General features: G+C 61.2%; 21 protein-coding genes. 5 read left to right on the forward strand and 16 right to left on the reverse strand.

The genetic code is table 11. From position 1 onward, the window contains the following. Window positions 1-31 precede the first annotated feature (31 nt). The 4 genes from OHL14_RS03375 to OHL14_RS03390 all read right to left on the reverse strand — a co-directional run bounded on the left by OHL14_RS03375 (window position 32) and on the right by OHL14_RS03390 (window position 7,781). Window positions 32-928, reverse strand: a complete 897-nt coding sequence (locus OHL14_RS03375; RefSeq protein WP_263377904.1) for a tetratricopeptide repeat protein — start codon at window positions 926-928, stop codon at window positions 32-34. 76 nt (window positions 929-1,004) lie between these two features. Beyond that, entirely contained in the window at window positions 1,005-3,233 is a 2,229-nt protein-coding gene (locus OHL14_RS03380; RefSeq protein ID WP_263377905.1) for a VWA domain-containing protein, read from the reverse strand. Between the two features lie 35 nt (window positions 3,234-3,268). Beyond that, the gene (locus OHL14_RS03385; protein ID WP_263377906.1) at window positions 3,269-6,865 is read right to left on the reverse strand and encodes a TonB-dependent receptor; all 3,597 of its coding nucleotides are present in this window, start codon (window positions 6,863-6,865) and stop codon (window positions 3,269-3,271) included. A 118-nt stretch (window positions 6,866-6,983) separates the two neighbouring features. Further along, entirely contained in the window at window positions 6,984-7,781 is a 798-nt protein-coding gene (locus OHL14_RS03390) for a hypothetical protein (RefSeq protein WP_263377907.1), read from the reverse strand. Window positions 7,782-8,164: 383 nt separating this feature from the next. Here OHL14_RS03390 and egtB point away from each other — a divergent pair, with 383 nt between their 5' ends. Together egtB and egtD are read left to right on the forward strand one after the other, a co-directional pair. After that, the gene (egtB, locus tag OHL14_RS03395) at window positions 8,165-9,475 is read left to right on the forward strand and encodes an ergothioneine biosynthesis protein EgtB (protein ID WP_263377908.1); all 1,311 of its coding nucleotides are present in this window, start codon (window positions 8,165-8,167) and stop codon (window positions 9,473-9,475) included. Between the two features lie 64 nt (window positions 9,476-9,539). Beyond that, a complete protein-coding gene (egtD, locus tag OHL14_RS03400) occupies window positions 9,540-10,511 on the forward strand; it encodes an L-histidine N(alpha)-methyltransferase (RefSeq protein ID WP_263377909.1) in 972 nt (323 codons plus the stop codon). Between the two features lie 226 nt (window positions 10,512-10,737). Here egtD and moaC read toward each other — a convergent pair whose 3' ends face one another. The 10 genes from moaC to arsM form a co-directional block, all read right to left on the reverse strand. Beyond that, complete coding sequence (gene moaC / locus OHL14_RS03405) at window positions 10,738-11,223, reverse strand: cyclic pyranopterin monophosphate synthase MoaC (protein WP_263377910.1); 486 nt, start codon at window positions 11,221-11,223, stop codon at window positions 10,738-10,740. Continuing rightward, entirely contained in the window at window positions 11,220-11,438 is a 219-nt protein-coding gene (locus tag OHL14_RS03410; protein WP_263377911.1) for a hypothetical protein, read from the reverse strand. Before OHL14_RS03410 ends, moaC begins: the two co-directional genes overlap by 4 nt. 409 nt (window positions 11,439-11,847) lie before the next feature. Further along, the gene (locus OHL14_RS03415) at window positions 11,848-13,164 is read right to left on the reverse strand and encodes a molybdopterin molybdotransferase MoeA (protein WP_263377912.1); all 1,317 of its coding nucleotides are present in this window, start codon (window positions 13,162-13,164) and stop codon (window positions 11,848-11,850) included. Window positions 13,165-13,618: 454 nt separating this feature from the next. Next, the gene (locus OHL14_RS03420; protein ID WP_263377913.1) at window positions 13,619-14,797 is read right to left on the reverse strand and encodes a carboxypeptidase regulatory-like domain-containing protein; all 1,179 of its coding nucleotides are present in this window, start codon (window positions 14,795-14,797) and stop codon (window positions 13,619-13,621) included. A gap of 128 nt (window positions 14,798-14,925) precedes the next feature. Then, window positions 14,926-15,213, reverse strand: coding sequence for a DUF2007 domain-containing protein (locus tag OHL14_RS03425; RefSeq protein ID WP_263377914.1), 288 nt, complete (start codon window positions 15,211-15,213; stop codon window positions 14,926-14,928). Between the two features lie 18 nt (window positions 15,214-15,231). Continuing rightward, a complete protein-coding gene (locus OHL14_RS03430; protein WP_263377915.1) occupies window positions 15,232-16,062 on the reverse strand; it encodes a DUF3108 domain-containing protein in 831 nt (276 codons plus the stop codon). A 134-nt stretch (window positions 16,063-16,196) separates the two neighbouring features. Then, the gene (locus OHL14_RS03435; RefSeq protein WP_263377916.1) at window positions 16,197-16,793 is read right to left on the reverse strand and encodes a methyltransferase family protein; all 597 of its coding nucleotides are present in this window, start codon (window positions 16,791-16,793) and stop codon (window positions 16,197-16,199) included. A 12-nt stretch (window positions 16,794-16,805) separates the two neighbouring features. Next, window positions 16,806-17,840 carry a glycosyltransferase family 9 protein gene (locus OHL14_RS03440; RefSeq protein ID WP_263377917.1) on the reverse strand — a complete coding sequence of 345 codons (1,035 nt, stop codon included), beginning with the start codon at window positions 17,838-17,840 and terminating at the stop codon, window positions 16,806-16,808. Window positions 17,841-17,947: 107 nt separating this feature from the next. Further along, a complete protein-coding gene (locus OHL14_RS03445; protein ID WP_263377919.1) occupies window positions 17,948-18,346 on the reverse strand; it encodes an arsenate reductase ArsC in 399 nt (132 codons plus the stop codon). Beyond that, window positions 18,346-19,227, reverse strand: coding sequence for an arsenite methyltransferase (gene arsM / locus OHL14_RS03450; protein ID WP_263377920.1), 882 nt, complete (start codon window positions 19,225-19,227; stop codon window positions 18,346-18,348). The genes OHL14_RS03445 and arsM overlap by 1 nt, the downstream gene beginning before the upstream one ends. A 71-nt stretch (window positions 19,228-19,298) precedes the next feature. Between arsM and OHL14_RS03455 the strand changes: the two genes are divergently transcribed. The 3 genes from OHL14_RS03455 to OHL14_RS03465 all read left to right on the forward strand — a co-directional run bounded on the left by OHL14_RS03455 (window position 19,299) and on the right by OHL14_RS03465 (window position 21,818). After that, entirely contained in the window at window positions 19,299-19,709 is a 411-nt protein-coding gene (locus OHL14_RS03455) for an ArsR/SmtB family transcription factor (protein WP_263377921.1), read from the forward strand. Further along, window positions 19,709-20,830: an ACR3 family arsenite efflux transporter gene (gene arsB / locus OHL14_RS03460; RefSeq protein WP_263377922.1), complete on the forward strand. Its 1,122-nt coding sequence runs from the start codon at window positions 19,709-19,711 to the stop codon at window positions 20,828-20,830. Before OHL14_RS03455 ends, arsB begins: the two co-directional genes overlap by 1 nt. Before the next feature lie 91 nt (window positions 20,831-20,921). Continuing rightward, window positions 20,922-21,818 (forward strand): RluA family pseudouridine synthase, encoded by an 897-nt coding sequence (locus tag OHL14_RS03465; RefSeq protein WP_263377923.1) that lies wholly within the window; start codon window positions 20,922-20,924, stop codon window positions 21,816-21,818. A gap of 33 nt (window positions 21,819-21,851) precedes the next feature. Here the strand turns inward: OHL14_RS03465 and OHL14_RS03470 are convergent, their stop codons facing one another. Both OHL14_RS03470 and lpxK read right to left on the reverse strand, forming a co-directional pair. Then, the gene (locus OHL14_RS03470) at window positions 21,852-22,703 is read right to left on the reverse strand and encodes a TIGR03435 family protein (protein ID WP_263377924.1); all 852 of its coding nucleotides are present in this window, start codon (window positions 22,701-22,703) and stop codon (window positions 21,852-21,854) included. A gap of 219 nt (window positions 22,704-22,922) precedes the next feature. Continuing rightward, window positions 22,923-23,933, reverse strand: a complete 1,011-nt coding sequence (lpxK, locus tag OHL14_RS03475) for a tetraacyldisaccharide 4'-kinase (RefSeq protein WP_263377925.1) — start codon at window positions 23,931-23,933, stop codon at window positions 22,923-22,925. Between the last annotated feature and the right edge of the window lie 16 nt (window positions 23,934-23,949).

Consider the following 23,949-nt stretch of genomic DNA (forward strand, 5'->3'; position numbering starts at 1 on the left):
TGTGGCCTAGCGATTATCGCTGCCAGTCTGCTTAATCTGGTAGGTTATGGGGTTCGCTACCCGCTCCGAGTGGAGCTGTGTTTGTGACGGCGACGCGTTTCCGGAGGGCCTCGGTATTTGCGATCATGTCCTGGAACTCCGGGTCTTTCAAAAGAGGACGAAGCGTGCGATCGTCGTCCATTGCGGCCCGCAGATCGGCGCCATTCTCGCCGGCCCGCCGCAGCCACACCTTCGCCAGCTGAATCCGTCCCTGTTCGACATACAGGTGCGCCATCTGAAAACACAGCCTTGCGAAGTCCTTGACCTGCAACGCCCGCAGCGTGACGCCACCTTGAGATCGGTCTTCGAGGATCGCGGGATCGAGCTCAAGTGCGATCTGGAACTCCCGCTGCGCCGCCGATGTGTCACCTGCAGAGAGGTAGGCAATGCCGAGATTGGCATGGAACACGGCAGACTTTTTGTTGAGCTTCACCGCTCGCTTGTATTCGTGGATGGACCGGCTGTAAGCACCCATTACGTAATCGGCGGCTCCCAGGTTGTTCCATGCCTGGGCATCGTTTCTGGACACCTGTACGCAACGCTGGAAGATCGCTCTGGCCAGCAATGTTTGCTGCAGTTCAAGGCGCACGACACCGATCTTCTTCATCAACTCACTGGGGTTGCCGCCTCGCTTCATCGCGAACTGGTAGTAGTCGAGAGCGTCTTCCGGAAAGCGACGAGCGTTGAGAACGTCCCCGGAGAGCTCCAACTGAGCGGCTGTGGCGGTCGCTGGATCGGGAAGATGCGGAAGGATCAGGTCCCATTCACTGCTGCGATGCAGCGATGCGCGTTCTGCAGACAAGGTGGGCGTAGACGGTTGCTGCGCGGGAAGCAGGGCACAGGCGGAAAGGCCGGTGAGGAAAGGGACGAACAGCGAACGAAGACGCATCGTGAGCCTCCTGTTCAGGAAGGCACAAATTCTGCTCTTCGTCGCTGCAACTCGTCAAGGCAAAAATGGACGAATATTACCGTCCGCCATCACCGGTTGGCGGGGGAGGCGGAGCAGGTGTGACTGTTGCTGCGGCAGGCGTTACGCGCACGGCCATACGCGGGAAGGTGAAGCTGCCGCCAGCGTCGTCGATCACATTTACCTGGCAGATGTAGGTGCCCGGCTTCAGCTGCGTCAGCGGCACATCGAACTGGAAGGCAACCGCGCCGCGCAGAGGATCGTTCAAGGCATCCGCTGTCACCAGCGGCGTCTCGTACACCTTCGTGCCGCCGTTGAGGAATTCGATGCTGGTGAGCACGTGCACCGGACCATTCTCGCGGCGAGTTAGACCGGGCGAGGCGGACGGCGTCGCCGCGCCTTTCTGGCTTGTCGGATCATAGACCTCGTACAGGAAGTAGAGATGCTGGTCCTGGCGGAAGACGTGCGCGACGTTCGGCACCCACTCAAGACCATCGCGGACAAGCGGACTCGGCTCAGCTCCCTTGGTGGGCTTGGTGGTGTTCGGCACACGCTGGCTCGCGAGCACGACGGAGCTCAGCTTGAGCGGCACCTTCTTCAGATCGGGCACCTGGATGTCCGTTTCGAAGCTACCCATGTTGCCCGTCTGGTTTTCGCGCACCACGAACTTCAGGTGATACTTGCCCGGCGCCAGCGTAAAGCCGGTCGAGTACTGGATGTTCTTGCGCTGCACCTGCTGCGAAGCGTCGAGCGCGAGCTTGATTGTGTCGCGCACGTTGCCGACGGTGATGCTCTGCGACTCGGCATTCGGCCCGGTGACCTTTGCATCGACGACGACCTTCTTCACCTGACCGATGATGTCGAGCGTGGCCTTGTCCTTCTCCTGGCCGCGGGCGCTATCCCCGTTCTTCACAAACGGAATCTGCGAACCGGGTACAAGCAGGCTGACAGGGATGTAGAACAGGTTCTCCGTCTGGCGGAAGTAGAGTGCCTGCAGGTACAGAGCGACATCGGTGGCGGGCAGATCGCTGCGCATCTGCTCGGTCAGTGCCAGCTCGCGGTCCTCTGTCTTCTGGTGAGTGAAGTCCGCAGGCGCATAGTAGCCGGGTCGGAACTCGAGCTTCACGTCGGGCCGGTTCACCTTCACGGTCAGGTGACGATAGGTCCCGTCCTTGCGCTGGTTCGTCGAGTGGAATCCGAGGATGTAATAGGCCTCGGTATCGTGCTGCACCTGCTGGAATGCAGGCGCGAAGTCGTTGGAGTCGCCGAAGAACTTGCCGCCTGTGTCCGCTGCCAGTGTGCCAAGCGTCTCCTGCGAGCTGAAGTTCGCGGCAAGCTGCGCTGTTGCTGCTCCACCGCTGTAGGCCGAGTTGCCGCGGAGGCTGCCTTTGCTGGCATCGCCTACGGGAGGCAACGCCTGCAAGCCGCGCGTGTCCACGCTGTAGATCGCCATGTTGGCCTTCGCTGCTTCGTTGGTCGCGGCTCGCAGGCTCGCCTGGTTTTCAATGCCGTTGCGCGTCAGGCCGCCGGAGAAGTACATCATCGACTTGCGCTGGTCCACGCGTTCCAGGCTCTTGGCAATTGCGCGGATGGCGAACAGTTCGCGGTCCGTATTGAGGCTGTTGAACTCGGTGTCGTCCGCCGCGAAGGCGGAGGTGTCATCGCTGGTGCCGTCGGTCGAGCCGGTGGTGCCGTTCGCGAAACCTGTTTCGTCGCTGCCGTCGTACTTGGCGACGGCGCGGAGTAGTGCGGCCTTGTCCGACGTGAAGTCCTGGTCCATGCTGAGACCAGTGGACATACTCACCATGGCAACGAGATCGGCGGGCGCCATCTGCTTGTTGATGTAGTTCTTCGCCGCGTCGACGGAGCGGTCGATGTCCTCATCCTGCATGGAGCTGAGGTCGAAAAACATGACGATGAGCCGGTGGTCGCGCAGTTGCTGCGTGTTCGCCGCGAAGTTATGCTCCAGTAGGTCCGCGATGCTGGCTTTGCCGCCTGCGGTTCTGCCTTCATTCAGCACAGCGGCATCGTCGACGGTCTGGTAGTCGAAGCTGGCGATCTTCTGCGGGGTTTTGTCTTCGATGATAGTGAAGTCGCTGGCTTTGAGGCCCTTCACGACGGCGCCGGTCTTCTTATCGCGCGCCACTACGTTGGTCAGCACGATGTTGGTGTCGACCTTCAACGTGTAGGTGCCTGCGCCGTTCTGCTGTGCATCCTGCGCGGCCAGCATCATCGGGTTCAACGCTCCCAGCGTGCCCACCATCATTGCCGCTACCATCCGCTGCATACGTACTCCGCTCATGGTTGTGCCTGGGGTCATGGCTAGAACCTGTACCTTGCCTGATATTGAATGGCGCGCATATTCGCTGCGCTCTGCACCTGCCCGAAGGTTCCCGAATACAGATTCGTGGTGATGCCGCTGTATTGCACCGTGTTGAAGACGTTCGATGCCGTCACGCGAGTCTCCAGCGAGTTCGTTCCCTTGAACTGGATCGTGCGCGAAAGCGAAGCTGTGACTGAAACTGTGCCGGGGCCTTCGATTGAGTCCACCGCTGCCGTGCCGTAGCCAGTGGGTACGGTGAACGCCGATGTGTTGAAGAACCTTCCAACGGAGCCCGGACCGACGCTGGACATGGTGTAATCGCGGTTCGGGCGCTGTGTGAAGGTGTTGCCTGAGTTTGCCTGCTCGGTGCCGGAGTAGGTTGGCGTAAGGTACGTACCGGAGGCGAAGGTGAAGTTGCCGCTGACGTTGAAGCTGTCCAGCACCTTGGCCACCACGCCGCCTTTGTTCAGGAACATGCGGTTCGGTCCGAAAGGTAACTCGGCGACCCAATTGCCGGTGACGCTGTGACGCACATCGAGGCTCGAGTTTCCTTCTTCGCCGCGGAGGTTGTAGAAGTTCTGCATTGGCGTGCGAGCTGCTCCGTTGCCCACGGCAGACGCGTCGTCGATAGCATGGCCATAGGTGTAGGTCGCGCCGACAGCGATGCCTTTCTGCTGACGCTTCTGCAGGCTCACGACAAGCTGGTTCGAGTGCAGCGTTGCGCCGGAGGTCTCATAGTCGAACGGAGCGACGCCCGGTACTGTCGAACCAGCGGTCGTGCCGTTCGGTGTGCCGTAGATGTCCAGACCTGAAGCTTTCGTTCCGTTGTAGCCGATGTTGAAGACGGTCTGCAGCGGCAGCGTCTTCTGGATGTTCAGGTTGTACACCTGCGTCATGCCGAGTCGGTAGTTTGGGTCGACGGCGTAGTTGTTCGTGATCGCGTACAGCGAGGAGCAGCCGAAGCCGTTCGCCAGTGTCATGTTCGCCCGGGTTGCTGTAGTGGTCGTCGTGCAGCCGGAGGTCAACGTGTTCGTCTGCGTCACCGCAAACGGAGTCTGGTGAGACAGTGACTGCGCGAAGCTCACAAAGGCGCCGGTGTTGTAGTTAATGCCATAACCGCCGCGCACCACGACATCCTTGAACAGCTTGATCTTCTGGTTCGGCCGGTAGGCGAAGCCGAAGCGCGGTGCGAACATGGCGCGATCGGGGTTTACGAGGCTTCCTGTTCCTGCACTGCAATTCACCGTGCCTGCCGCGCTGGTGTAGCTGATCGCCACCGGTGAGACGCAGCCAATGCCCGAGGTCGCGGGCGTGGTGCGACTGATGCCGGTAAGGTTGACCAGCCGGTTGTTCTTCTCTGTGTAGGGGCCGAAGTACTCGTACCGTATGCCGTAGTTCAGCGTCAGATTGGACGCCACACGGAAGTCATCCTGCGCGTACCAGTCATAAACGTTTTCGCGGAGGTAGTCCTTGTAGAGTCCAGCCTGAATCGAGGTGGTCTGCGGCAGGCCGAGCAGGAAGTCGGCGAAGCCTGAGCCTGTGGCACCCTGGTCGTTGTTGGCCTGATCGGTTGGCGACTCGGTCGCATAGCCGGTGAAGTCATAAGAACCCAGGGGATTGTTGCCGCCGATCTGATCGTTATGAACGCGGCGGAGGTCAAAGCCGATGCGGATGTTGTGCTTCTTCTTTCTCCACGCCACGAAGTCGGTGAAGCTGATGGTCTGGTTGATCGTCTGGCTGGGCGTCTGGTTGCTCAATCCGGTGAACTTGCCGAAGCTGAAGCTCGCGAGGCCATTGTAGAAACGCGGATCGGCGAAGCCGCCGCCCATGTTGGGCACATTGAGGCCGATGGTCGCGGAAGGATTGTTGGCCGTATCCGTGAAGTAGTTGCGGGTCTTTGCGTCCAGCCGGTTCCACGTGATGCTGGCGTTGTTCGATAGACGTCCGTAGCCGAGGGTGTAGCCGACGTTCAGCGCGTTGCCATCGCTCTGCGTCGCACCCCCGAGAGGCAGAAAGATCTGGCGCTGGTCGGCCGCGGCATGCTGGTAGTTGTACGAGATGTTGATGTTCTGATGGATCTGCGGCTTCACGTTCTGGTTCTGTCCGCGCTGCCGTGTTCCACCGCCAGCACCTCCGCCGAAGCGACCAAACGGGGTGTTTGTCGCGCTTCCCAGCGTACGTACGTAGCGGCTGTTGATAGCGACGGTGTTGTTGCCCGCGTTGGTGACGGTCTGATAGTTGTCGCCGTTCGTGACGTTCGGGGTGATGTTGGGCAGAGGATAATAGCCGGTGTTCAACAGGTTCAACGCCTGCTGCGAGATGGGCACTGTGGCGTTCGCGAGATTGTTGCCCGGGATGGGATTGCCGGTCGTCGGGTCGTACAGCACAATCGGAACGCCTCTCAGCGTGGCGCCGGAAAAGTTGCCCGCTCTCTCTGCTGCGGTCGGTACAAGACCGTCATAGAGCGACGCGGTCAGCGTCTTTTTGCCGGTCAGGTTGATGAAGACGAATTGCTTCGTATTTGGCTTCGTCAGACCCGGGATATAGGGCGACATACCCAGCGTGAGCCCGTAGTTGTTCTGATAGCCGTCAGGCTGCGTTGTCGGTTGTAAGGTCGGGGACCATTGAGCCGAGTTCAGGGCGTTGTTTGCGCCCTGGTAGAAGATGCTGCCATGCGGCTGTGCGGGGTTCAGGTTGCGGAAGGCACCTCCACCGAAGCCACCGCCACCGCCACGACCTCCGCCCCCGCGACCGCCGCCTCCACCGCCAGGACCGCCGCCGAATCCACCACCACCCATCATGCCGCCCAGCATGCCGACGATGGCGTTGGTTGGATCGCCACCCTGCGGAATCAAGCCGCTGGCGCGTCCCTGTGCGACGGCATCTTCCACGCGATTGCGCAGGTCTTCTTCGCTTATGCCTGCGAGGCCATTCATCTGCGACTGCGCCCCACCACTCACAGCGATGGAGTCACTTGTCGCATCCGCAGAATCGCCCAATCCACCGAGCGCGGGTAGCGTGGTGCCGGTGTTGCCTGTGCTGGCGCTCGCGTCGGTTGCATCGAGGCCTGCGTCGCCGAGGTTCAGGCTCACCGTGCCTCGTCCCATCGCTGCGCCGGTGCGCGTCGTCGCGGTCGCTGTCTGTGCAGCCTCGGCCGCAGCAGCGCGGCTGGCGAGTTGCAGCCCGAACTCGGCCTTCTTTTCGCTGCCTGCGTCCGCGCTGGTGATGACAACCTCCTGCGTTTCGAGGGCAAAGCCGGTCAGTTCAGCCTTGATGACATAGCGGCCGTTCTTCGGGATCTTCATGGCATACACGCCGTCGATATCGGTAGCGGTGGTGTACTTCTTCCCGGTGAGCGTGTTGGTCGCAGTCACGGCGACGCCTGGCAATGGGGTGCCAGCCTTACCTGCGATACCAGCGATGACGGTGCCCTTGATTGTGCCGCCCTGTGCTGGAGCCGCAGCCGTCACTTGCGCCGGTGTCGTTGCGGTCGTCGGAGCAGCGTTCTGAGCCCGCAGCATCTGCCCACCCAGCACTGCGCTCAGCGCGAACATGCCAGCCACTCGCATCTCGAATCGTGTCTTCGTACCTGCCACCTGCACTCCTCCAACCGCCGCTGAGTTGCAGCGGTCCCATCCCTTACCAAACAAATTTGTAGTTCGCGTCGTGTCGCTCGAAGCTCAGTTACAGCGGTTGCGGATCGAGTTTCAGCTTCTACTGCTGCGGCGCAGCAAGCGCTTCAGAGCCAGCATTGCGGGACCTGCGCTGTCCGGGTGTAGCCACGACGACCTCGGTCGGCACGAAGACGCCGGCCTTCAGCGAGCCTTTGCCGCCGATGTTGTCGCCTACTTTGATGTCGGCGAGCGTGATGCTTTCAGCTGTCGGTGTCGGCTGACCGGCGTTGTCACCGCCGCGCTGTCGGCCACCACCCATTCCCGCGCCGCCAAACTCTCCTGCTGCTACGCGACCCCGACGGAAGGAGGTCGCTTCGTCCAGGCCGATCGTCTGGGAGACGCCGTCCGACCGCAGCACCGTGAGCTTGGCGTCGTCCATGTCTATGCCTGTGACCTTACCTGCGATGTAGGTTTTGCCGAGGTTGTCCTTCAGTGCCTTCAGTTGTGCCGCGTCCGTCGCCATCACCATGGCCGCATGGATCGTCTTGTTCGGCGCATCGAGATTGCCCATGGCCATGACGCCATCGCCAACCTTCAGATCGCCAACTTTGATGACGCCGCCGCCTTCGTTAGGGCGGCCCTTCATGATGCGGGTATTGTCGGTGGTGACGATCTGCATCGTTCCACCGGTCTCGGTTTTGATCGTGATCGTCGCGCCGGAGACTGCCGTCACTTCGCCACCTGCACGTTGCATGCCGGCAAACTGTCCGCCCCCGAACTGGCCGCGCTGTCTTGGCGCCCCTGCCCCATCGGACGAAGCGGTGTCCTGGGCCAGAGCGCGACCCAGCGGAGTTACCAAGACTAAAGACAATCCACACACCAGGGCTTTACGCAGCATTGAATACCACTCCTTGCAGGTCACGTCAGCGCCCGCGTCGAACCTCGTCTGTGACCTGCATACAGAGACGTGTTTCCGCCTCTGAAGACGCACGCAGCGATCAAATATTTGCACCTCTCCTACTGCAGCCTTCTGGCTTGCCGCCGTTCCATGCCTTTCCAACGGCGGACGCTCCACGCAAAAATTGAATCCCCAGGGCGTCCGAGCGCGTATTATCTGTTGATCGAGTTCACCGAACTTCGCGATCGGCTGCGCGCATTCCCCATCTCTGATCCGGCCTGCACGGCTGCCGGGTCTCTACTCAGGGCCCAGCTTTCGGCAGGCTGCTTCTGGCAACAACTTCTCTTCGCAACGGCATCTAACCTGAGATTGGAGCTCCCTCTATGCTCACCCAGCAGTCCGCCGCGATCTCGCTGCTCGAACGCTTTCGGGCCGTCCGCGCCGCGACCACCCGCTTCTGTGGCCCGCTTTCGCCGGAAGACATGATGGTGCAGTCCTGCGCCGAAGCCTCGCCCGTCAAGTGGCACCTCGCACACACATCGTGGTTCTTTGAGACCTTCCTTCTGGCTGAGTTCGTCGCCGGCTACCAGGCGTTCGATCCCGACTTCCGCTGGCTCTTCAACAGCTACTACAACTCGCTGGGCGAGATGCCGGAGAAGAAGCTTCGTGCCAGCTTCTCGCGACCGCCGCTGGACCGCATTCTCGCCTACCGCGCGCATGTGGAGGCAGGCATCGAACGCCTTCTGCAGCAGACGCCCGAGGATGAAATCCTGCGTCGCGTCGCGCTGGGACTGGAACACGAGCAGCAGCATCTCGAGCTCGCCGCTACTGATATCAAGCACGCCTTCTTCACTAATCCGTTGCAGCCAGCGTACATCGATGCCAAAGACGGGCCGAGTTCGATGATCGCTCCGCCGGTCGAGTGGCTGCCGTATTCGCCTGGTTATCCGGTGCGTCCTGGCATTGTCGAGGTGGGCATCTCGCCCAATCCGCGTGCGGTCGACAGCTTTGCTTTTGATAACGAGACGCCGCGCCATCCGGTCTATGTGGCTCCTTTCCGGCTGGCGTCGCGGGCAGTCACCTGCGCGGAGTACCTCACCTTTATCGAAGAAGGCGGCTATTCGCGTCCCGAGGTCTGGCTCAGCGAAGGCTGGTCCACGCTGCATGCCGAAGGCTGGCAGGCGCCGCTCTACTGGCGCCGTGATGCGGCAACGAAGTCCGGCTGGTCGATCTACACGCTCCATGGATGGCGTTCGCTGGGCGAGCTTTCGGAGACGCCTGTCTGTCATCTCAGCTTCTTTGAGGCGGACGCTTATGCTCGCTGGTCCGGTCATCGTCTGCCTACGGAGTTCGAATGGGAGTTCGTCGCGGCGCAGATGCCGATCCAGGGCAATCTGCTGGAGTCCAATGCGCTGCATCCACGACCTGCTGCGAACGGTCCGGGCCCACAGCAGATGTTCGGTGATGTGTGGGAGTGGACGCAGTCGCCTTATACGGGTTATCCCGGATATAAGCCGCTGCCTGGAGCGCTGGGAGAGTACAACGGCAAGTTCATGAGCTCGCAAATGGTGTTGCGGGGCGGATCGTGTGTCACGCCACAGACCCATATTCGCGCCACTTACAGAAACTTCTTCACCCCGGCTACGCGGTGGCAGTTCTCGGGACTTCGTTTGGCGCGGGACGGCGCAAGTTAGCATCCAACGTTGAGTTTGCGTCTTTTGCTGACGAAAGTTGACTCTAAACCCGCTCGAGGACTCTGTGGCTGCTGCTGATATCTCCCTTCAAAATGAAGCTGTGCTGAACGCTGCTCTGACTGGATTGACCGCGCGCGGGCAGAAGTCGCTTCCGCCGTGGCTGTTCTATGACGAGGCTGGATCGCTGCTGTTCGAGCAGATTACGGCGCTGCCTGAGTATTACCTGACGCGTACGGAGCGCGAGGTGTTTGTCACGCACGCCGATGAGATAGTGACCGCGCTCGGTGCGGATGTGACGCTCGCGGAACTCGGTGCGGGCTCAGCCGCGAAGACAGGCGTGCTGCTGCGGGCGGCCACGAAGTTTCAGGATGAGGTGCTGTATCAGCCGATCGACATCAGCCCGAGTGCGTTGGATGAGGCGGCAGCTTCGATCGCTGAGCGGATTCCGGGTGTGAAGGTAGAGCCGCAGGTTGCGAACTACATCACTGAACGTTATGACATTGCGCGGCCGAAGGGACAGAAGGTGCTGGCGCTGTATATCGGGTCGAGCATTGGGAATTTCTCGCCGAGCGAAGCTGTGCAGATTCTGTCGAACCTGCGCCAGCATTTGCAGGTAGGCGATGCGCTGCTGTTAGGAACTGACCTTTCGCCGAGTGTGGAGAAGTCTGTGGATACGCTGTTGGCAGCTTATGACGATGCGGCTGGTGTGACTGCGGCGTTCAACCTGAATGTGCTGGCTCGGTTGAACTGCGAGTTGGGTGCTGACTTTGATGTGGCTGCGTTTGCTCATCGCGCGCGCTGGAATCAAGGCTGCAGCCGCATTGAGATGCATCTGGAAAGCCTGATTGCGCAGACGGTTCACATTGCGGGAGAGACGATTTCCTTTGCTGCAGGCGAGACGATTCATACGGAGAACAGCCACAAATTCACGGAGGCGTCTTTGCAGCAGCTGCTGGGGAGCGCTGACTTCAGTGCCAGCAGGACGTTTTTGTCGCCGACGAAGAGCTTTGCGGTGACGCTGGCGGTAGCAGTCTAGGACCCCTCCCCCATATTTAAGTAGTCAAAGTATTGAGCGGTCGTGGGTTAGGTCTGACTCTTGGTGATGTGAAGTCTGAAAGTACTGGCTCTAAACAGCAGACCGGCTGGCGGAAGGGGATGTCCTCCTGGCAGCCGGTCTCTTTTGTTTCTCTATTTCAATTTTATCAGGTTGATAAGGGTAAACATCCAACTCTATTTCGCATGGAATGAGGGGTTTAGGAGATTCAGGGCTTGACAGGTCTATGGTAAGGGCCGGACTTGCCGCCGGTTTTACTTTCAAGGACGATCTCGCGGATGCGGATGCCTTTGTCGAGGGCTTTCGTCATGTCATAGACGGTGAGGGCGGCGATGGAGGCGGCGGTCATGGCTTCCATCTCGACGCCGGTTCCGGCGACGGTGGCGGCGGTGGCGCGGATGTCGACTCCGCCAGGGACGATGGTGGCCTGCACGTCGACGAAGCTGAGAGCGAGCGGGTGGCACATGGGGATGAGCTCGGAGGTGCGCTTGGCGGCCTGGATGCCGGCGAAGCGGGCGACCTCGAGCGGATTGCCTTTGGGGTTCTGGGGCAGGGCGGCGAGGACGGCTTCGTTGAGTTCGACGAAGGCGGAGGCTACGGCTTCGCGGCAAGTTTCAGCCTTGGCGGAGACGTCGACCATGTGGGCTTGGCCGGAGGCGTCGAAGTGGGAGAGCTTGGTGGGTTGATCGGTCATGCCTTGTCCTTGTGCTGGCGGCCTGCGGCGGCGAGAGCTATGCCGAGGATGATGAGAAAGATGGGCAACAGCAGCATCACGATGAGGGCTGGCCAGCTGGAGGTGCCGATGACGTACATGTGGCGCATCCATGTCCAGACCCAGATGCCGAAGGCCAGGGTCGCGAGGCCGAAGCCTACGAGAACTCCGCCGATGAACTTGAGGGAGAGGCGCATAGGGATAGGGTACAGGGAGTAGGGAGTAGAGAGTGGGTGGGAACTGGAAAGGGGGTAAGCTCGTGCTTCGCACATCGCTACGGGAAATGCAGATTCTTCCGCTGCGCTACGGGATGACAAAGAGCTGCGCTACGGAATGACAAAGAGCTGCGCTACGGAAGGACAACAAGAAGTGCGGAGTGACAAAGAAAAGGGGTGCGCGCCCGGTTGGGTGGTGGGAAAGCGGTGGGCGGATGAGGTGAAACGGGAGCGTCGGGGTCCTTCGGCTCCGCTGCGCTTCGCTCAGGATGACAGAATTCCTGTTGTGCGCTTCGCTCAGGATGACAGATTTTTGTAGCTACGGGCTGCGCTCAGAGTAGCAGGTTTTGTAGCTGCGGGCTGCGCTTAGGATGACGGAGAGTCGGACTGTTCAACGGAGGAGGACGCGGACGGGGTCGCCTGCTTTGAGGTCCTGGCCTATGGGGAGGACGCAGTAGCAGTTGCCGCGGGCGTTGGCGGAGAGGTCTCCGGAGCCTTGCCAGCCTACGAGGCGGGTGGTGACGGATTCGTGGGTGCCGGTGAGTTCGGCGGGAAGGAAGCGGAGGACTTTGGGGCCGGAAGGGATGTCGTGTTCTAGGCGGGCCTCGACGAAGGTGGGCGCGAGATGGGAGCCTCCGGCGAGGGCGCGAAGGAGCGGCGCGACGAAGAGGTGGAAGCAGACCTGGGTGGAGACGGGGTTGCCGGGAAGGCCGAAGAAGTAGGGGCCTTCGTGCGTCTCAGTGGCGGGGAGCTTGCCGAAGACGATGGGCTTGCCGGGCTGGATGGCAGCGCCGGTAAAAAAGAACTCGGCACCGCGGGCGGCGAGGGCCTCTTCGACGAGGTCGAACTTGCCCATGGAGACGCCGCCGGAGAGCAGGAGGAGGTCGTGATCCATGGCGGAGGCGAGGCGGGCGTCGAGATCGGCGCGGTTGTCGCGGGCGATGGGGAGGCGCGTGGGCAGGCCGCCGGTGGAGCGGACGAGGGAGGCGAGGGCGTAGCTGTTGGAGTTGTAGATTTCGGCTTCGTTGAGCGCAGTACCTTCAGGGGCTGAAGCCCCTTCTTCTGGAGGCGTATGGATGGCGGGGCTGAAGCCCCGCCCCTTCAACGCTGCCGCTAACGGCGTACTTCCCAGTTCGACGAGCTCGTCTCCAGTGGCGAGGATGGCGACGGTGGGCTGCTGGAAGACGGCAATGGTGGAGCACCCGCAGCTGGCGGCGACGGCGATCTCGGCGGCTTGCAGGGAGCGGCCGGTGGGGAGGACGGTGTTGCCGGTACGTGCCTCGGCTCCACGCGGGACGATGTTGTCACCGGAGCGCAGGGTGCGGGATGGATCGATGTGGAGAGTGTCGCCGGTGAGAGAGGTGTGCTCGACCATGATGACGGCGTCGGCGCCTGTGGGGACGGGAGCGCCGGTCATGATCTCGATGGCTTGGTTCGCGGCGAGAGGTGGGTGCTGCCAGGTCTCTCCGGCGCGGAGCTGGCCGATGACCTTGAGAGGGGTGGCGATGTCGGCGGCGCGGATCGCGAAGCCGTCGCGGGTGGAGCGGTCGAAGGGCGGCTGGTCGCGCGGGGCGACGATGGGGGTGGCGAGGATGCGGTTCGTGGCTTCGTCGAGAGGGACTTGTTCGGTCGCGGGCCGGGGCAGGGAGGCCGCGTGGGTGAGAACGGTGGCGAGGGCTTCAGCGAAGGGGAAGACTTGGTTGGGCATGGTTCGCTCCGGGGCGACGGCCCCTTGTTTCAGTGTATGAGAGGCAATGAGTCTCAGGGATCTGGTGGTTGGGTGAGGATGGGTTCTGTGGCGGAGGACGGGGGGATCATCATCCGACTTTAGCTATGGTCAAGCTGTCGCGAAGAGGCGGAGTCGGTTGTGGGAGGGGAAGGGGCGCGCGGATGGGGTGAGGCGAGAGCGTCGGGGTCCTTCGGCTACGCTGCGCTTCGCTCAGGATGACAGGTTTTTGTAATTTGCCGCTTCGCTTGGGGTGAAAGGTTTTTGTAATTTGGCGCTGCGCTTGGGTGAGAGGTTCTTGGGGATCACCGCTGCGCTTGGGGGATAAGTTTTTTTGATGGCGGGCGGCGCTTTTGGGGACAGTTTGTGGAGCGGGGGAAAGCGGAAGGGGCATGGCTTGTGGCCATGCCCCTTGGGGTGTTGGTTGGAGTTCAGGCTACTTCTTGCCGGCCTTGAACTTGGTGTCGATCTTTTCGCCGAGGCTGGTGAGGACTTCCTTTACACCCGGAGCCTTGGGGTCATTCGGTGCCAGCTCGAGGAACTTCTGGTAGGCCTCGACGCATCCCGGAGGCGCGGTGAGCTTCTGTGTCTTCTGGTCGAAGGTGGACTTGGCGATCAGCACCTGGCCCTTGATCCAGTAAGGGTCGGGACCATTGGGGTCAGCAGCGATGGCCTTGTCGGCTGCGGCCAGAGCAGCATCGTTCTGGTTGCTGTTGAAGGCGACGACGGCTTCGTTCTTGTAGTACATGCCAGCCTTGGTCGGGTCAGCCTTGGCTGCACCTTCGAAGGCTGCGGTGGCGTCGTCGATCTTGCCACTCCGAGCGAGAGCGGTGCCCATCTGGTTGTTGGCGGCTGCGATCTCGGCGGTGTTCGGCTTGGAGGCTGCCGAGTCAAGCTCGATGGCCTTCTTGTAGGCTGCAGCGGAGTCGGTGTACTCCTTGACGACTTCCTCGTCGGTGAGCGACGGCTTGCCAGCGGCCTTATCGGCTGCAGCGAGGTGGTCGCCCTGTGCGAGCAGCGTGTCGCCGTAGGTGACCCAGAGGAGGCCAGTGTCGGGCTTGGCGTCGACGGCCTGCTTCATCTGCGTGATGTCGGAGCTGACATCGCCCTTGGTGGGCGCGGCAGCTGCGAGGTCGGCGCGGACCTGCTTCAGGGTTGCGTTGAGCTTGCCGATGACGGCGTTCGCAGAGCTTGCGGCGGCGTTCTTCTTCTTGAAGTCCTCGATCTGCTGACGCTGCTCGGGCGTGAGTGACTTCATGTACTCTTCGCGGGTCATGTCGAAGTTGATGGTCTTGTCGTCGCCAGCCTTGAGGGTGACGGTCTGATAGTCAGCCTGGACAGTGCCCTTGAAGACGACGATGAGGTAGTCGCCCGGAGGAACGGAGGCTTTGTAATCACCATTGCTGTCGGTATCGACGGAGATGGGGAACTTGCGGTCCTTGGCTTCGGAGGTCTTATCGGTAGTGAACTTGACCTGGACGCCGGCGAGGACGGCACCAGCGGCATCGTTGACGTGGCCGTGGACGCTGGCCGGGGCGGGACCCTGGGCCTTGACCGGGGCAGTGAAGACGATCGCCAGCATGGCGACCGCTGCGGTAAGTGTGCGCTTCAACATCGTATTCTTCCTTTCAAGTCCTGGCGGAGATCGAGCTCCATCGCTTCAGCAAGGTCAAAGTTACATGCAATCAACTGCCTGTATCAACTCCGAGGCGGCTGGATTGTTGCGATGGCGGGGGATCGGGGCTATTGAGGTTTGGTTTGGGCTGCGATTTCAGCTTCAGTGACGCTCTCCAGGGATTCGGGGGAGTCTTCCATCTCCTGCAGGATTTCACGGGCTGCGGCTTCATCGCTGACGGAGACCTGCAGCTGTGCGGTGAAGGCGACGGGAACCATTGAATTGGCGGTCTCTCCGTTGATCCAGCATTCGATTCCGGCGGATTCCAGAGCGCTGCGGGCCATGTTGGCCTCCATCGGCTCGGGGAAGGTAGCGATGGTGACATGTTTCAGTTCGATCGGGCTAGCGTCGGGCATGGTGCCTCTTCCTGGTACTTATTTGAAGTCGATCGATTGCAAGTGGAAGGTGATGGTGCCCCAGAAGAAGGCCCTTGCCTGCATTTGAACGGGCAGGTGGCGGGCGTCGTCGGTGTACCAGATCCAGATGCTGCCGCGGTTCTTCACCACGCCTTCGTCGGCGGTGGCTTGTACTTTGATGGTCTGAAAGGTGCCAGCGGGTGTCTTGATCTCTTCGCGGGATTCGGCTTTCATGCCGACGGTGACGGTGCGCATGGAGTCGGCGAGGGGGAAGTAGAAGGTCTGGCCGACGGTGATGGGCTCGGCCTGGGTGTAGAACAGTGCGGAGAGGGAATCGGAGACGCAGGCCGGAATGTTGGCCTCTTTGCGGGTGGCGGTGCCTTTGACGAGGTTGCGGGCGTACTCGTTCTGCTTGCCGCGGGCGTAGTCGAAGGCGAGCTCGGAGGCGATCTTGCGGCGGCCTTCCTGGATCTGCTTGTTGAAGCCGGTGGAGCAGCCGGTCTTGACGTCGATACCGGACTGGAAGCGGTCGACGATAGGGAAGAGCATGTTGACGGCGCCGATGGTGTCGGCGGTGGCGGAGATCTTGAGGATGCCGTTGGCCTGATCGAGATGGAAGACCGCGAGACCGCCCTGGAAGACGCGCCAATCGACGGTATAGGTGAGGGTCTGGTGCTGGGGGAAGTCGAAGCCTGCCATGGGTGGCTGCAGCTGCGGGATGGGTCGCGGCGGGGCGGCGGGTTTGGCGGCGAGGGGGTTGCGCAGCAGCTGGGCGCAGACAGGGGCAGCCGTGAGTGCAAGCGCGGCGAGAGCGAAGGCTAATTTACTTGAGTGGATCCCAGCCTTCAAAAGACATCTCCCGTGGCGACGGCGGAGCAGTGGAAGCTGCTCTGCGATAGGGTTGCTAAGATTTGGACGTATCAGCCTGCCGATTTGCCGCCGAGAACTGCGTTTCTGGCGATAGGTTGCAGATTTAAAGGCACTTAGAGGTGCGGAAAGAACAGCATGCGAAGCAAAAGCGCAGCGTAGATGGCGGCAGCGCCCATAGCAGCATTGTACTCGCGGTGATGCTTGTATTGCGTTGATTGGAATCGGCCACCGGAGGGGTCGACGTCCGGGAAACGGGCTGGAGTGAAGCGCGGGAGCAGGCGAGGGACCTTGGCGGCGTAGGCATCGAAGCCGGGGAAGGCGGAGCGAAGGAATGTTTCTTCGGAGAGGATGGTGGGAATATAGATGGCCAGGAACATGGCGACCAGCAGGACGACCAGCCACCAGCGCCCGGCAGCGACGGCGAAGCCTGCGGCGATGAGTACCGAGCCCAGATAGAGGGGATTGCGGGTGTAGGCGTAGGGGCCGGTGCGGGTGAGCTCGGCGTTCTTCTTGACGTAGCCAGCGGCATAGCCTCGGAGCCAGAGGCCGAGGAGAACGGGGACGAGGCTGCAGGCGAGGGTGAGCCAGGTGGGTCGCGCAAAGACGAGGAAGATGGCAGCGACAACGAAGCCAAGGGGCACGCGGATACGGCGAGCGATCTTCTGGTAGCGTGTCTTGCCTTGCGTGGCCGTGCCTGCTGCGGAACCCATCTGGGTATTGTCTCAGAAGCAGGGATTAGGGAGTAGGCAGTGGGGAGTAGGGTGCAGGCCGTCAATAGCAGTGAGGACCTGGTCGACGGTGATGTTGGCGAGGCCAGGGTCGAGGGTGCTGGAGCGCTTGTAGGTGTCGGGGGAGGCGGGGTCGCGGAGGATGGCGATGGGGCCGGAACCCCAAGGCCCGTTGCGGGCGGGGTTGGTCGGGCCGAAGAGGGCGATGGTGGGGATGCCGAGCGCGGCGGCGAGGTGCGTGGGGCCTGAATCTCCACCGACGAGCAGGGAGGAGAGGCGAACGAGCGCGATGAGACCGGCGACATTGCAGACGACGGTCTCGGCGGATCCGTTGCTGGCGGCGACGACGGCGTGGGCGGTGGCGTCGTCCTGAGAGGTGGCGTTCACCAGACAGGTGTAGCCGCGTGCGCGAAGCTGCTGAGCGAGATGGCCGAAGCGGTAGGCAGGCCATTGCTTCGCACCCCATCCGGCGCGGGGGCTGAGGATCGCGACGCGGCGGTTGGCGATACGTTCGGCGGCCCAGGTGTCCGCCAACTCGCTGTGGGGAAGTTGTGGATTTGTGGGAGAGAGTTCGAGGTTGCAGGCCGCGCTGAGGAGGTTTGCGCCTTGCTGAACGACGTGCGTGCCTTCGCGCTGGATCCTGGTGGCATAGAACTGCGCGGCGAAGGACTCGCGCGGGTCGGCGTAGCCGGTAAGAAGCTTACCTCCGGCAAGGCGACCGATGGCGGCGGAGCGCAGGGTGCCTTGCATGTCGACGACGAGATCGTACTGGCCGCGGACTTGTTTGAAGCTAAGCAAAGATTGAAGTGTGGTTCGGGAGAATGGGTGCTGCTTCCATGCCTTGATGGGGACGGGGATGGAGGTGCGGACTTCGGCGGGGGTGTCCGCGGTGAGGAGCGGCTGCCAGCGCTCGTCGATGACCCAGTCGATGGGCCAGTCGGGGCGGGCGCGTCGCAGGGCGGCGACTGCGGGGAGCGCGTGCAGGACGTCTCCCATGGCGCCGACGCGGACGATGAGGATTCGGGACATCCTGAATAGAGTACTGCGTGGGTGGGGATGGTGCAGGGGCTATAGGGTGACCCTGCCTTGCGTGTGCTTACTGATGCGAAGGGTGTTTATGGATACCTATGTCTGCTTCAACTTAGCTGCTCCCGGCTGATGAGGTCCTCGATGCGCTGTTTTATCTCATCCCGCACCTTTCGCACTTCTTCAATGGGCAGTTCTTTCGGATCACGCAACGGCCAGTCATCACGGCGAAGTCCAGGAACATAAGGGCACTTCTCTCCGCAACCCATTGTCACGAGGAGCGTGGCGTTTCGTGACAACTCCTCCGTGAGGAGCTGTGGCTGGGCGTGGGAGAGATCGAGCCCAACCTCGTGCATCACTCCAAGAACTACAGGATGGACACGCGGGCCGGGTTCAGTTCCGGCCGAAACAGCCTGCGCTTTCTGAGGGTTGGCAAGCTGTTTGAAGAAAGCCGCTGCCATTTGGGAACGTCCGGCATTGTGTACGCAAGCGAAGATGTAGGTCTGCATCAGGACCGCGCTCCCGGCTTGATGGCAAACACCTTCACGCTGGCCGCTACCTGATTTACATCGTAGGTGTCCAGCAAGTAGGACAGATCTTCATGCAGGGAGGAAGTGGCTGGTGTGCAGCAAGCCTCCTGAACGACTGCAAATGGGCTGGCTTCGTCCATTGCAGGTGAGCAGCATCCGGCCTGATTCTCCACCTTCTTGTAGGCGTTCAGGTCCGCTCCAGTATCGAGGATCTCCACATACTCGAACCCGGCCTTCAGCAGCTCCTCCCGGTATATCTCGATCCGCACGGCTCCGGCGATGCAGCCGACATACGCGGCGAGGCTCGATGCAATCGCCTCGGGCAACTCGGCCTTGAGCGCGATATCGCTCACCGCGAGCCGTCCACCGGGCTTCAGAACTCGGGCAATCTCGCGGAACACAGCGGGCTTGTCCGGGGCGAGATTGATGACGCAATTGGAGATCACGCAATCCACGGATTCATCGGGAAGCGGGAGGCTGTCGATCTGAGCGAGGTGGAACTCCACGTTGCTGTAGCCGCCCTTCTCGGCATTGGCTTTGGCCCGCTCGATCATGGAAGGGGTCATGTCGATGCCAATGGCCTTACCGGTCGGCCCGACCTGCTTGGAAGACAGGAACACGTCGAGACCGCCGCCGGACCCAAGATCGATGACAATCTCGCCCAGGCGAAGGTTAGCCGTAGCTGTAGGGTTGCCGCAGGACAGCCCCATGTTGGCCTCGGCGGGAATCGAAGTCAGTTCTTCAGGGCTGTAGCCGAACGCTTCCGCCACGGCTTTGACGCCCGCGTGATCGGTGGAAAGGGTGCTCTCCGCAACGGCACCATACTTCGATTTGACAGACTCCAGCAGCAGCTCCGACATAAAGCCTCCTTACATACGCTAAAGCGACTATATGTGTTGCTTTCGTATACGTCAACGCGTATACATAGGTTATGGCTGGAAAGCGAACATACAACGTGGAGCGGTTCTTTCAGGCATTGGGAGACAACACCCGCCTTCGGCTCTTGAACCTCATCGGCGACCAAGAGGTCTGCGTCTGCTATTTCGTGGAGATTCTGGGCGGCCCGCAGCCCAAGATTTCAAGGCATCTAGCTTATCTCCGTAGCGCCGGGATTGTGCAGGCGCGGAGGGAAGGCAAATGGATGCACTACCGCATCGTGATGCCTCCGCATATCGGAGCAACGCAGGTTCTACGGCAAACATTGGAATGGCTCCGAAAAGAAAAGCAAATGCAGGCAGACCGCGTCCGTCTGACCAAAGCCTGTTGTGCATCCGCGAAATACGCTTCGCTGGATGGTGCTCCCTTACCAGCGCCGGTCGCTGCTTCCTGCGAGGTCTGCTGATGTCTACCGCATTCAGTACCGAAGGACGAAACTGCGCGCCAGCGGCCCGCAAAAAGCTCTCCTTCCTGGATCGCTTTCTTACGCTCTGGATATTCCTTGCCATGGCCGTTGGCGTGGCCGTTGGGCACTTCATCCCTGCAACGGCTGGACTGGTGAACCGATTCCAGAGTGGCACCACCAACATCCCTATCGCTATCGGACTCATCGTGATGATGTTCCCGCCGCTCGCGAAAGTACGTTACGAAAAGCTGGGAGAGGTCTTCCGCAACAAACGTGTTCTGGGACTTTCTCTCGTGCAGAACTGGCTCATAGGCCCGGTTCTGATGTTTCTGCTGGCTATCGTCTTCCTGCGTGGCGAACCGGCTTACATGCGGGGGCTGATACTGATCGGCATCGCCCGATGTATCGCAATGGTGCTGGTCTGGAATGAGTTGGCCGAAGGGGATACGGACTATGTTGCCGGATTGGTCGCCATCAACAGTGTCTTTCAGGTCTTGTTCTACAGTCTTTATGCCTGGGTGTTCCTCACGGTATTGCCGAGGTGGTTTGGCCTTCAGGGAAGCGTCGTCCCAATTGGAATTGCCAGTATCGCGAAAAGCGTTGGACTCTACCTGGGAGTTCCCTTCGTGGCCGGGTTCCTGACCCGCTACATCCTGGTCCGCACCAAGGGTGAGCAGTGGTACCGCGGTGAGTTCGTGCCGCGCATCAGGCCGTTCACGCTAATCGCCTTGCTGTTCACAATCCTGGTCATGTTCTCACTCAAGGGGGACCTGATCGTGAGGCTTCCACTGGACGTGGTTCGCATCGCGGTCCCCCTGGTGGTGTACTTCCTCGTCATGTTCCTGGTGAGCTTCTGGATGGGCAAGAAACTCGGTGCCAACTACGCACAATCGGCAACTCTCTCCTTTACGGCAGCAGGAAACAACTTTGAGCTGGCGATTGCGGTAGCCGTGGCGGTGTTTGGCCTCAACTCGGGTGAGGCGTTCGTCGGCGTCGTCGGGCCTTTGATCGAGGTGCCAGCCCTCATTGGATTGGTCAACGTTGCCTTCTGGATGCGAGGACGCTACTTCAGTTCGGGACAGACCGGATTCACTGTTAACCCGGTCGAGGATGCACCCTAGTCGCTCTTTTCATTCGTCCTGAGATGTTGGTTTATGGGAAGCGATTCTCTAGAGCTTCTGCCGCATAGACCATCGCATAGACTCGAAGCACATGCTCAACCAGGGTTATGCCTACACGACGATCATCGGCCGTAAAGATCAAGGGCGAAGCGTACTCGATCACCTGGCGAGCGCGTATCCGCACTCCAGCAGGGAGGAGTGGCAGCACAATCTGAGCCATGGCGAAGTCATGGTGAATGGTGTGATTGCCCAAGGAGGCGAATCGCTTTGTTCAGGGCAGGCCCTCGTCTGGAACCGGCCGCCGTGGATGGAGCCAGACGTCCCTCAGCAGTTTGAGGTGCTGTTTGAGGACGCACATCTGTTAGCCGTCAGCAAGCCCAGCGGGCTGCCGACTCTACCGGGTGGGGGATTTTTGGAGAACACGTTGCTGCGCCTAGTGCAGAGACAGAGCCCGAGCGCAAATCCAGTTCATCGTTTAGGCCGAGCGACGAGTGGCATCGTGCTTTTTGCGAAGACAGCGGAAGCGGCGTCGAAGCTGGTCACGGGCTGGAACACGCCGAGAGTGCAGAAGATCTATCGGGCGCTGGCGCAGGGGGTTGCGGAGCGGGACGAGTACGAGATCATGACGCCGATCGGGCTAGTGCCGCATCCGCGACTTGGGTCCGTGTGGGCGGCGCATGTGAGGGGAAAGGCTTCGAAGTCGGTGGCGAAGGTGGTCTCGCGCGATGCGGGCACGACGACGTTTGTGGTGAGTCTGTATTCGGGGAGGCCGCATCAGATCAGGATTCATCTGGCGTCGATTGGGCATCCGCTGGTGGGCGATCCTCTGTATGGGGCTACAGGGTTACCGCTGGAAGATCTACCGGGACTGCCAGGGGAGGGAGGCTATCTGCTGCACGCGCAGTATTTGAAGTTCCACCATCCGATTACGGGAGAGCCCATCGAGTTGGAGGCGGCGCTGCCTTCGGGATTTGCATCGCAGCCGTAGGTTCGCAGAGGGGGTTGCGGTTCCGGAGGCGTATCAGTTTTCCGTTGGCTTCGTGATCTGGTCGATCACCAGGTTCGGCACGGGTTCGTGGACAGATTCAAGCTTGAGGCCGAGCTGTTCCTGCACTGCGGTAAAGATCGAGGGCCAGGTATCGGGATCGCGCTCGGACCACTCGCGACCGAACTGAAGCTTGTAGTTGTAGGTGCCGGTGAGGCCGGTCTTATCGATGACGGGAGCTTCCACCATCGAGCTGAGGGGAGCAACGATAGCGCGTATCTGGGCATTCGACCCGATGAGCTCGAGGCCATGGGGCGACCCGTGGGCCTCGGTGTTCGCGGGTGGCGGTGTGGTCGGGGTCTCACCATCGGGCGGCAGGGGAACTGCCTGCATTTTTACTCCGCCTTTGGCGACGACGAGGTTGTAAATGGCGCTGTTGCGTGTTTCGAAGTGGGTTTTGAGACCGAGGCGCTCGGTCAAGAGAACGCGGATGGCGTTGCGTTTTTCGAGTCGGACTTCGTTATCGGTGAGTTTGGCGAGCTTCGCGTCAGCGGCTTCGTCCGAGTGCGCGAGGATGTTGTAGAAGGTGTTGGCGGTCCAGTCCGGAGCGCCGACGATCGGCGCACCGTAGCCGTAGGCGATCTGAAGAAGCGTCTTGATGGGGAGGTTCGTGGCTTCGAAGCGGCTGGAGCGCGGTGGGCTGGATACAGAGACGTGGAAGTTGGCGTCGGGCGGCGGGGCGAGCCGGACGACAGCGATGTCAAAGGTAAGCGTGGGCGTGTAGCCGGGCTCTTCGAGGATCGGGGCCTGTGCGTGAGCGCAGAAGAGCGGTGTGGAAAGGAGAAGGGCCGTGAGCCAACCGATACATCGCCGGGCAGGGATGAGCATGAGAACTCCTTGTGGAAGATCATACGGTGAGAGAAATTGTTCGGTTCCAGACCTTATGGCAGGAAGGGCGAGCATCGCGCTAGAAAGATTTCGAATTTCCCAGACGTCCATTCAGGATCAAACGTCTGCTCCCTCCGGGGCTAAAGCTCGCGATATTCAAGGGCATTCCTGTCCGGGCTGAAGCCCGTACCCTTCAAAGCGGACCAGGTCAAAGCTTCGCTACGTGATGCGAGCTTCGATGGCTCGCATGACCTCGTAGGTGTTGATGAACTCGACCTCGAGGGTGACGACCATGAGCGGCCCGATGCTGACGAGGCGGTTGAGCATATCCTGGCCCAGCTTTACGGCGTCTTTGTCGGTGGTGACGAAGCCGCTGGCCTTCAGCTCGGTGGCCTTCGCGACCAGAAGCTCCATGTCTTCGAAGGTGTAGGGGTGATGGTCGTCGAAGGCGACGGCTTCGATGACGCCGCAGCCACCGTCGGCGAGCATGTTGGTGAAGCTTTCAGGGCGCGCGATGCCGCAGAAGGCAATGGGGCGCAGGCCTGCGCTGAGGGCCTTGAGCGGGGCGGGGAAGACGAGCTTGCGGCGTACGGTCCAGACCGGGGTTCCGGCCCAGACGAGCTCCCAGACGGTCTTTCCGGCGACCTCGAACTCATCTTCGCGGACGATGACGGCGTCGGCACGGGAGAGCGCCTTGATGCCCTCGCGGAGATCACCGGCGGGAAGCATGTGGTCTTTGAGGTCGTCGCTGGTGACGAGGACGAGGTCGAGGGTGCGGGCGAGCTGGCGGTGCTGGAAGCCGTCGTCGAGCAGGTGGATGCCGTGCCAGCCGGTGGCAGCGCCGGCCTGGGCCATCTGCCCGCAATCATAGCGGTTGGTACCGACCCAGACGGCGACGTCGGCTTCGCGGGCGATGACGACGGGCTCATCGCCGTAGCGAGCGGCGGCGGCGGGGAGGTTGGGGTCGACGCGTTCGGTTTCAGTCCCTTGGCGACGATAGCCGCGGGTGAGCACGTTGACCTCCCAGCCGCGGTCTTTGAGGAGCTTGGCGAGCGCGATGACGACGGGAGTTTTACCTGCTCCGCCGGAGGAGATGGCTCCGACGCTGATGACGGGCCATCGAAGGCGCTTCGTGCTGAGCAGACCGACGCGACGCATCCACGACTTCGCCCCGATGATAGTGGCGTAGAGGGGGACGAGTGGCCAGGCCCAGGGTCGGCGTGCGCTCAAGTGCTCTGTGCTCCTT

Origin of the sequence: Granulicella paludicola, assembly GCF_025685545.1 — a bacterium.
Taxonomy (GTDB): Bacteria; Acidobacteriota; Terriglobia; order Terriglobales; family Acidobacteriaceae; genus Granulicella; species Granulicella paludicola.

Coding starts and splice junctions, on each gene's coding strand:
- OHL14_RS03375 (WP_263377904.1), bottom strand. CDS start 928: ATGCGTCTTCGTTCGCTGTTCGTCCCTTTCCTCACCGGCCTTTCCGCC.
- OHL14_RS03380 (WP_263377905.1), bottom strand. CDS start 3,233: ATGCAGCGGATGGTAGCGGCAATGATGGTGGGCACGCTGGGAGCGTTG.
- OHL14_RS03390 (WP_263377907.1), bottom strand. CDS start 7,781: ATGCTGCGTAAAGCCCTGGTGTGTGGATTGTCTTTAGTCTTGGTAACT.
- egtB (WP_263377908.1), top strand. CDS start 8,165: ATGCTCACCCAGCAGTCCGCCGCGATCTCGCTGCTCGAACGCTTTCGG.
- moaC (WP_263377910.1), bottom strand. CDS start 11,223: ATGACCGATCAACCCACCAAGCTCTCCCACTTCGACGCCTCCGGCCAA.
- OHL14_RS03410 (WP_263377911.1), bottom strand. CDS start 11,438: ATGCGCCTCTCCCTCAAGTTCATCGGCGGAGTTCTCGTAGGCTTCGGC.
- OHL14_RS03415 (WP_263377912.1), bottom strand. CDS start 13,164: ATGCCCAACCAAGTCTTCCCCTTCGCTGAAGCCCTCGCCACCGTTCTC.
- OHL14_RS03420 (WP_263377913.1), bottom strand. CDS start 14,797: ATGTTGAAGCGCACACTTACCGCAGCGGTCGCCATGCTGGCGATCGTC.
- OHL14_RS03425 (WP_263377914.1), bottom strand. CDS start 15,213: ATGCCCGACGCTAGCCCGATCGAACTGAAACATGTCACCATCGCTACC.
- OHL14_RS03435 (WP_263377916.1), bottom strand. CDS start 16,793: ATGGGTTCCGCAGCAGGCACGGCCACGCAAGGCAAGACACGCTACCAG.
- OHL14_RS03440 (WP_263377917.1), bottom strand. CDS start 17,840: ATGTCCCGAATCCTCATCGTCCGCGTCGGCGCCATGGGAGACGTCCTG.
- OHL14_RS03445 (WP_263377919.1), bottom strand. CDS start 18,346: ATGCAGACCTACATCTTCGCTTGCGTACACAATGCCGGACGTTCCCAA.
- arsM (WP_263377920.1), bottom strand. CDS start 19,227: ATGTCGGAGCTGCTGCTGGAGTCTGTCAAATCGAAGTATGGTGCCGTT.
- OHL14_RS03455 (WP_263377921.1), top strand. CDS start 19,299: ATGGCTGGAAAGCGAACATACAACGTGGAGCGGTTCTTTCAGGCATTG.
- arsB (WP_263377922.1), top strand. CDS start 19,709: ATGTCTACCGCATTCAGTACCGAAGGACGAAACTGCGCGCCAGCGGCC.
- OHL14_RS03465 (WP_263377923.1), top strand. CDS start 20,922: ATGCTCAACCAGGGTTATGCCTACACGACGATCATCGGCCGTAAAGAT.
- OHL14_RS03470 (WP_263377924.1), bottom strand. CDS start 22,703: ATGCTCATCCCTGCCCGGCGATGTATCGGTTGGCTCACGGCCCTTCTC.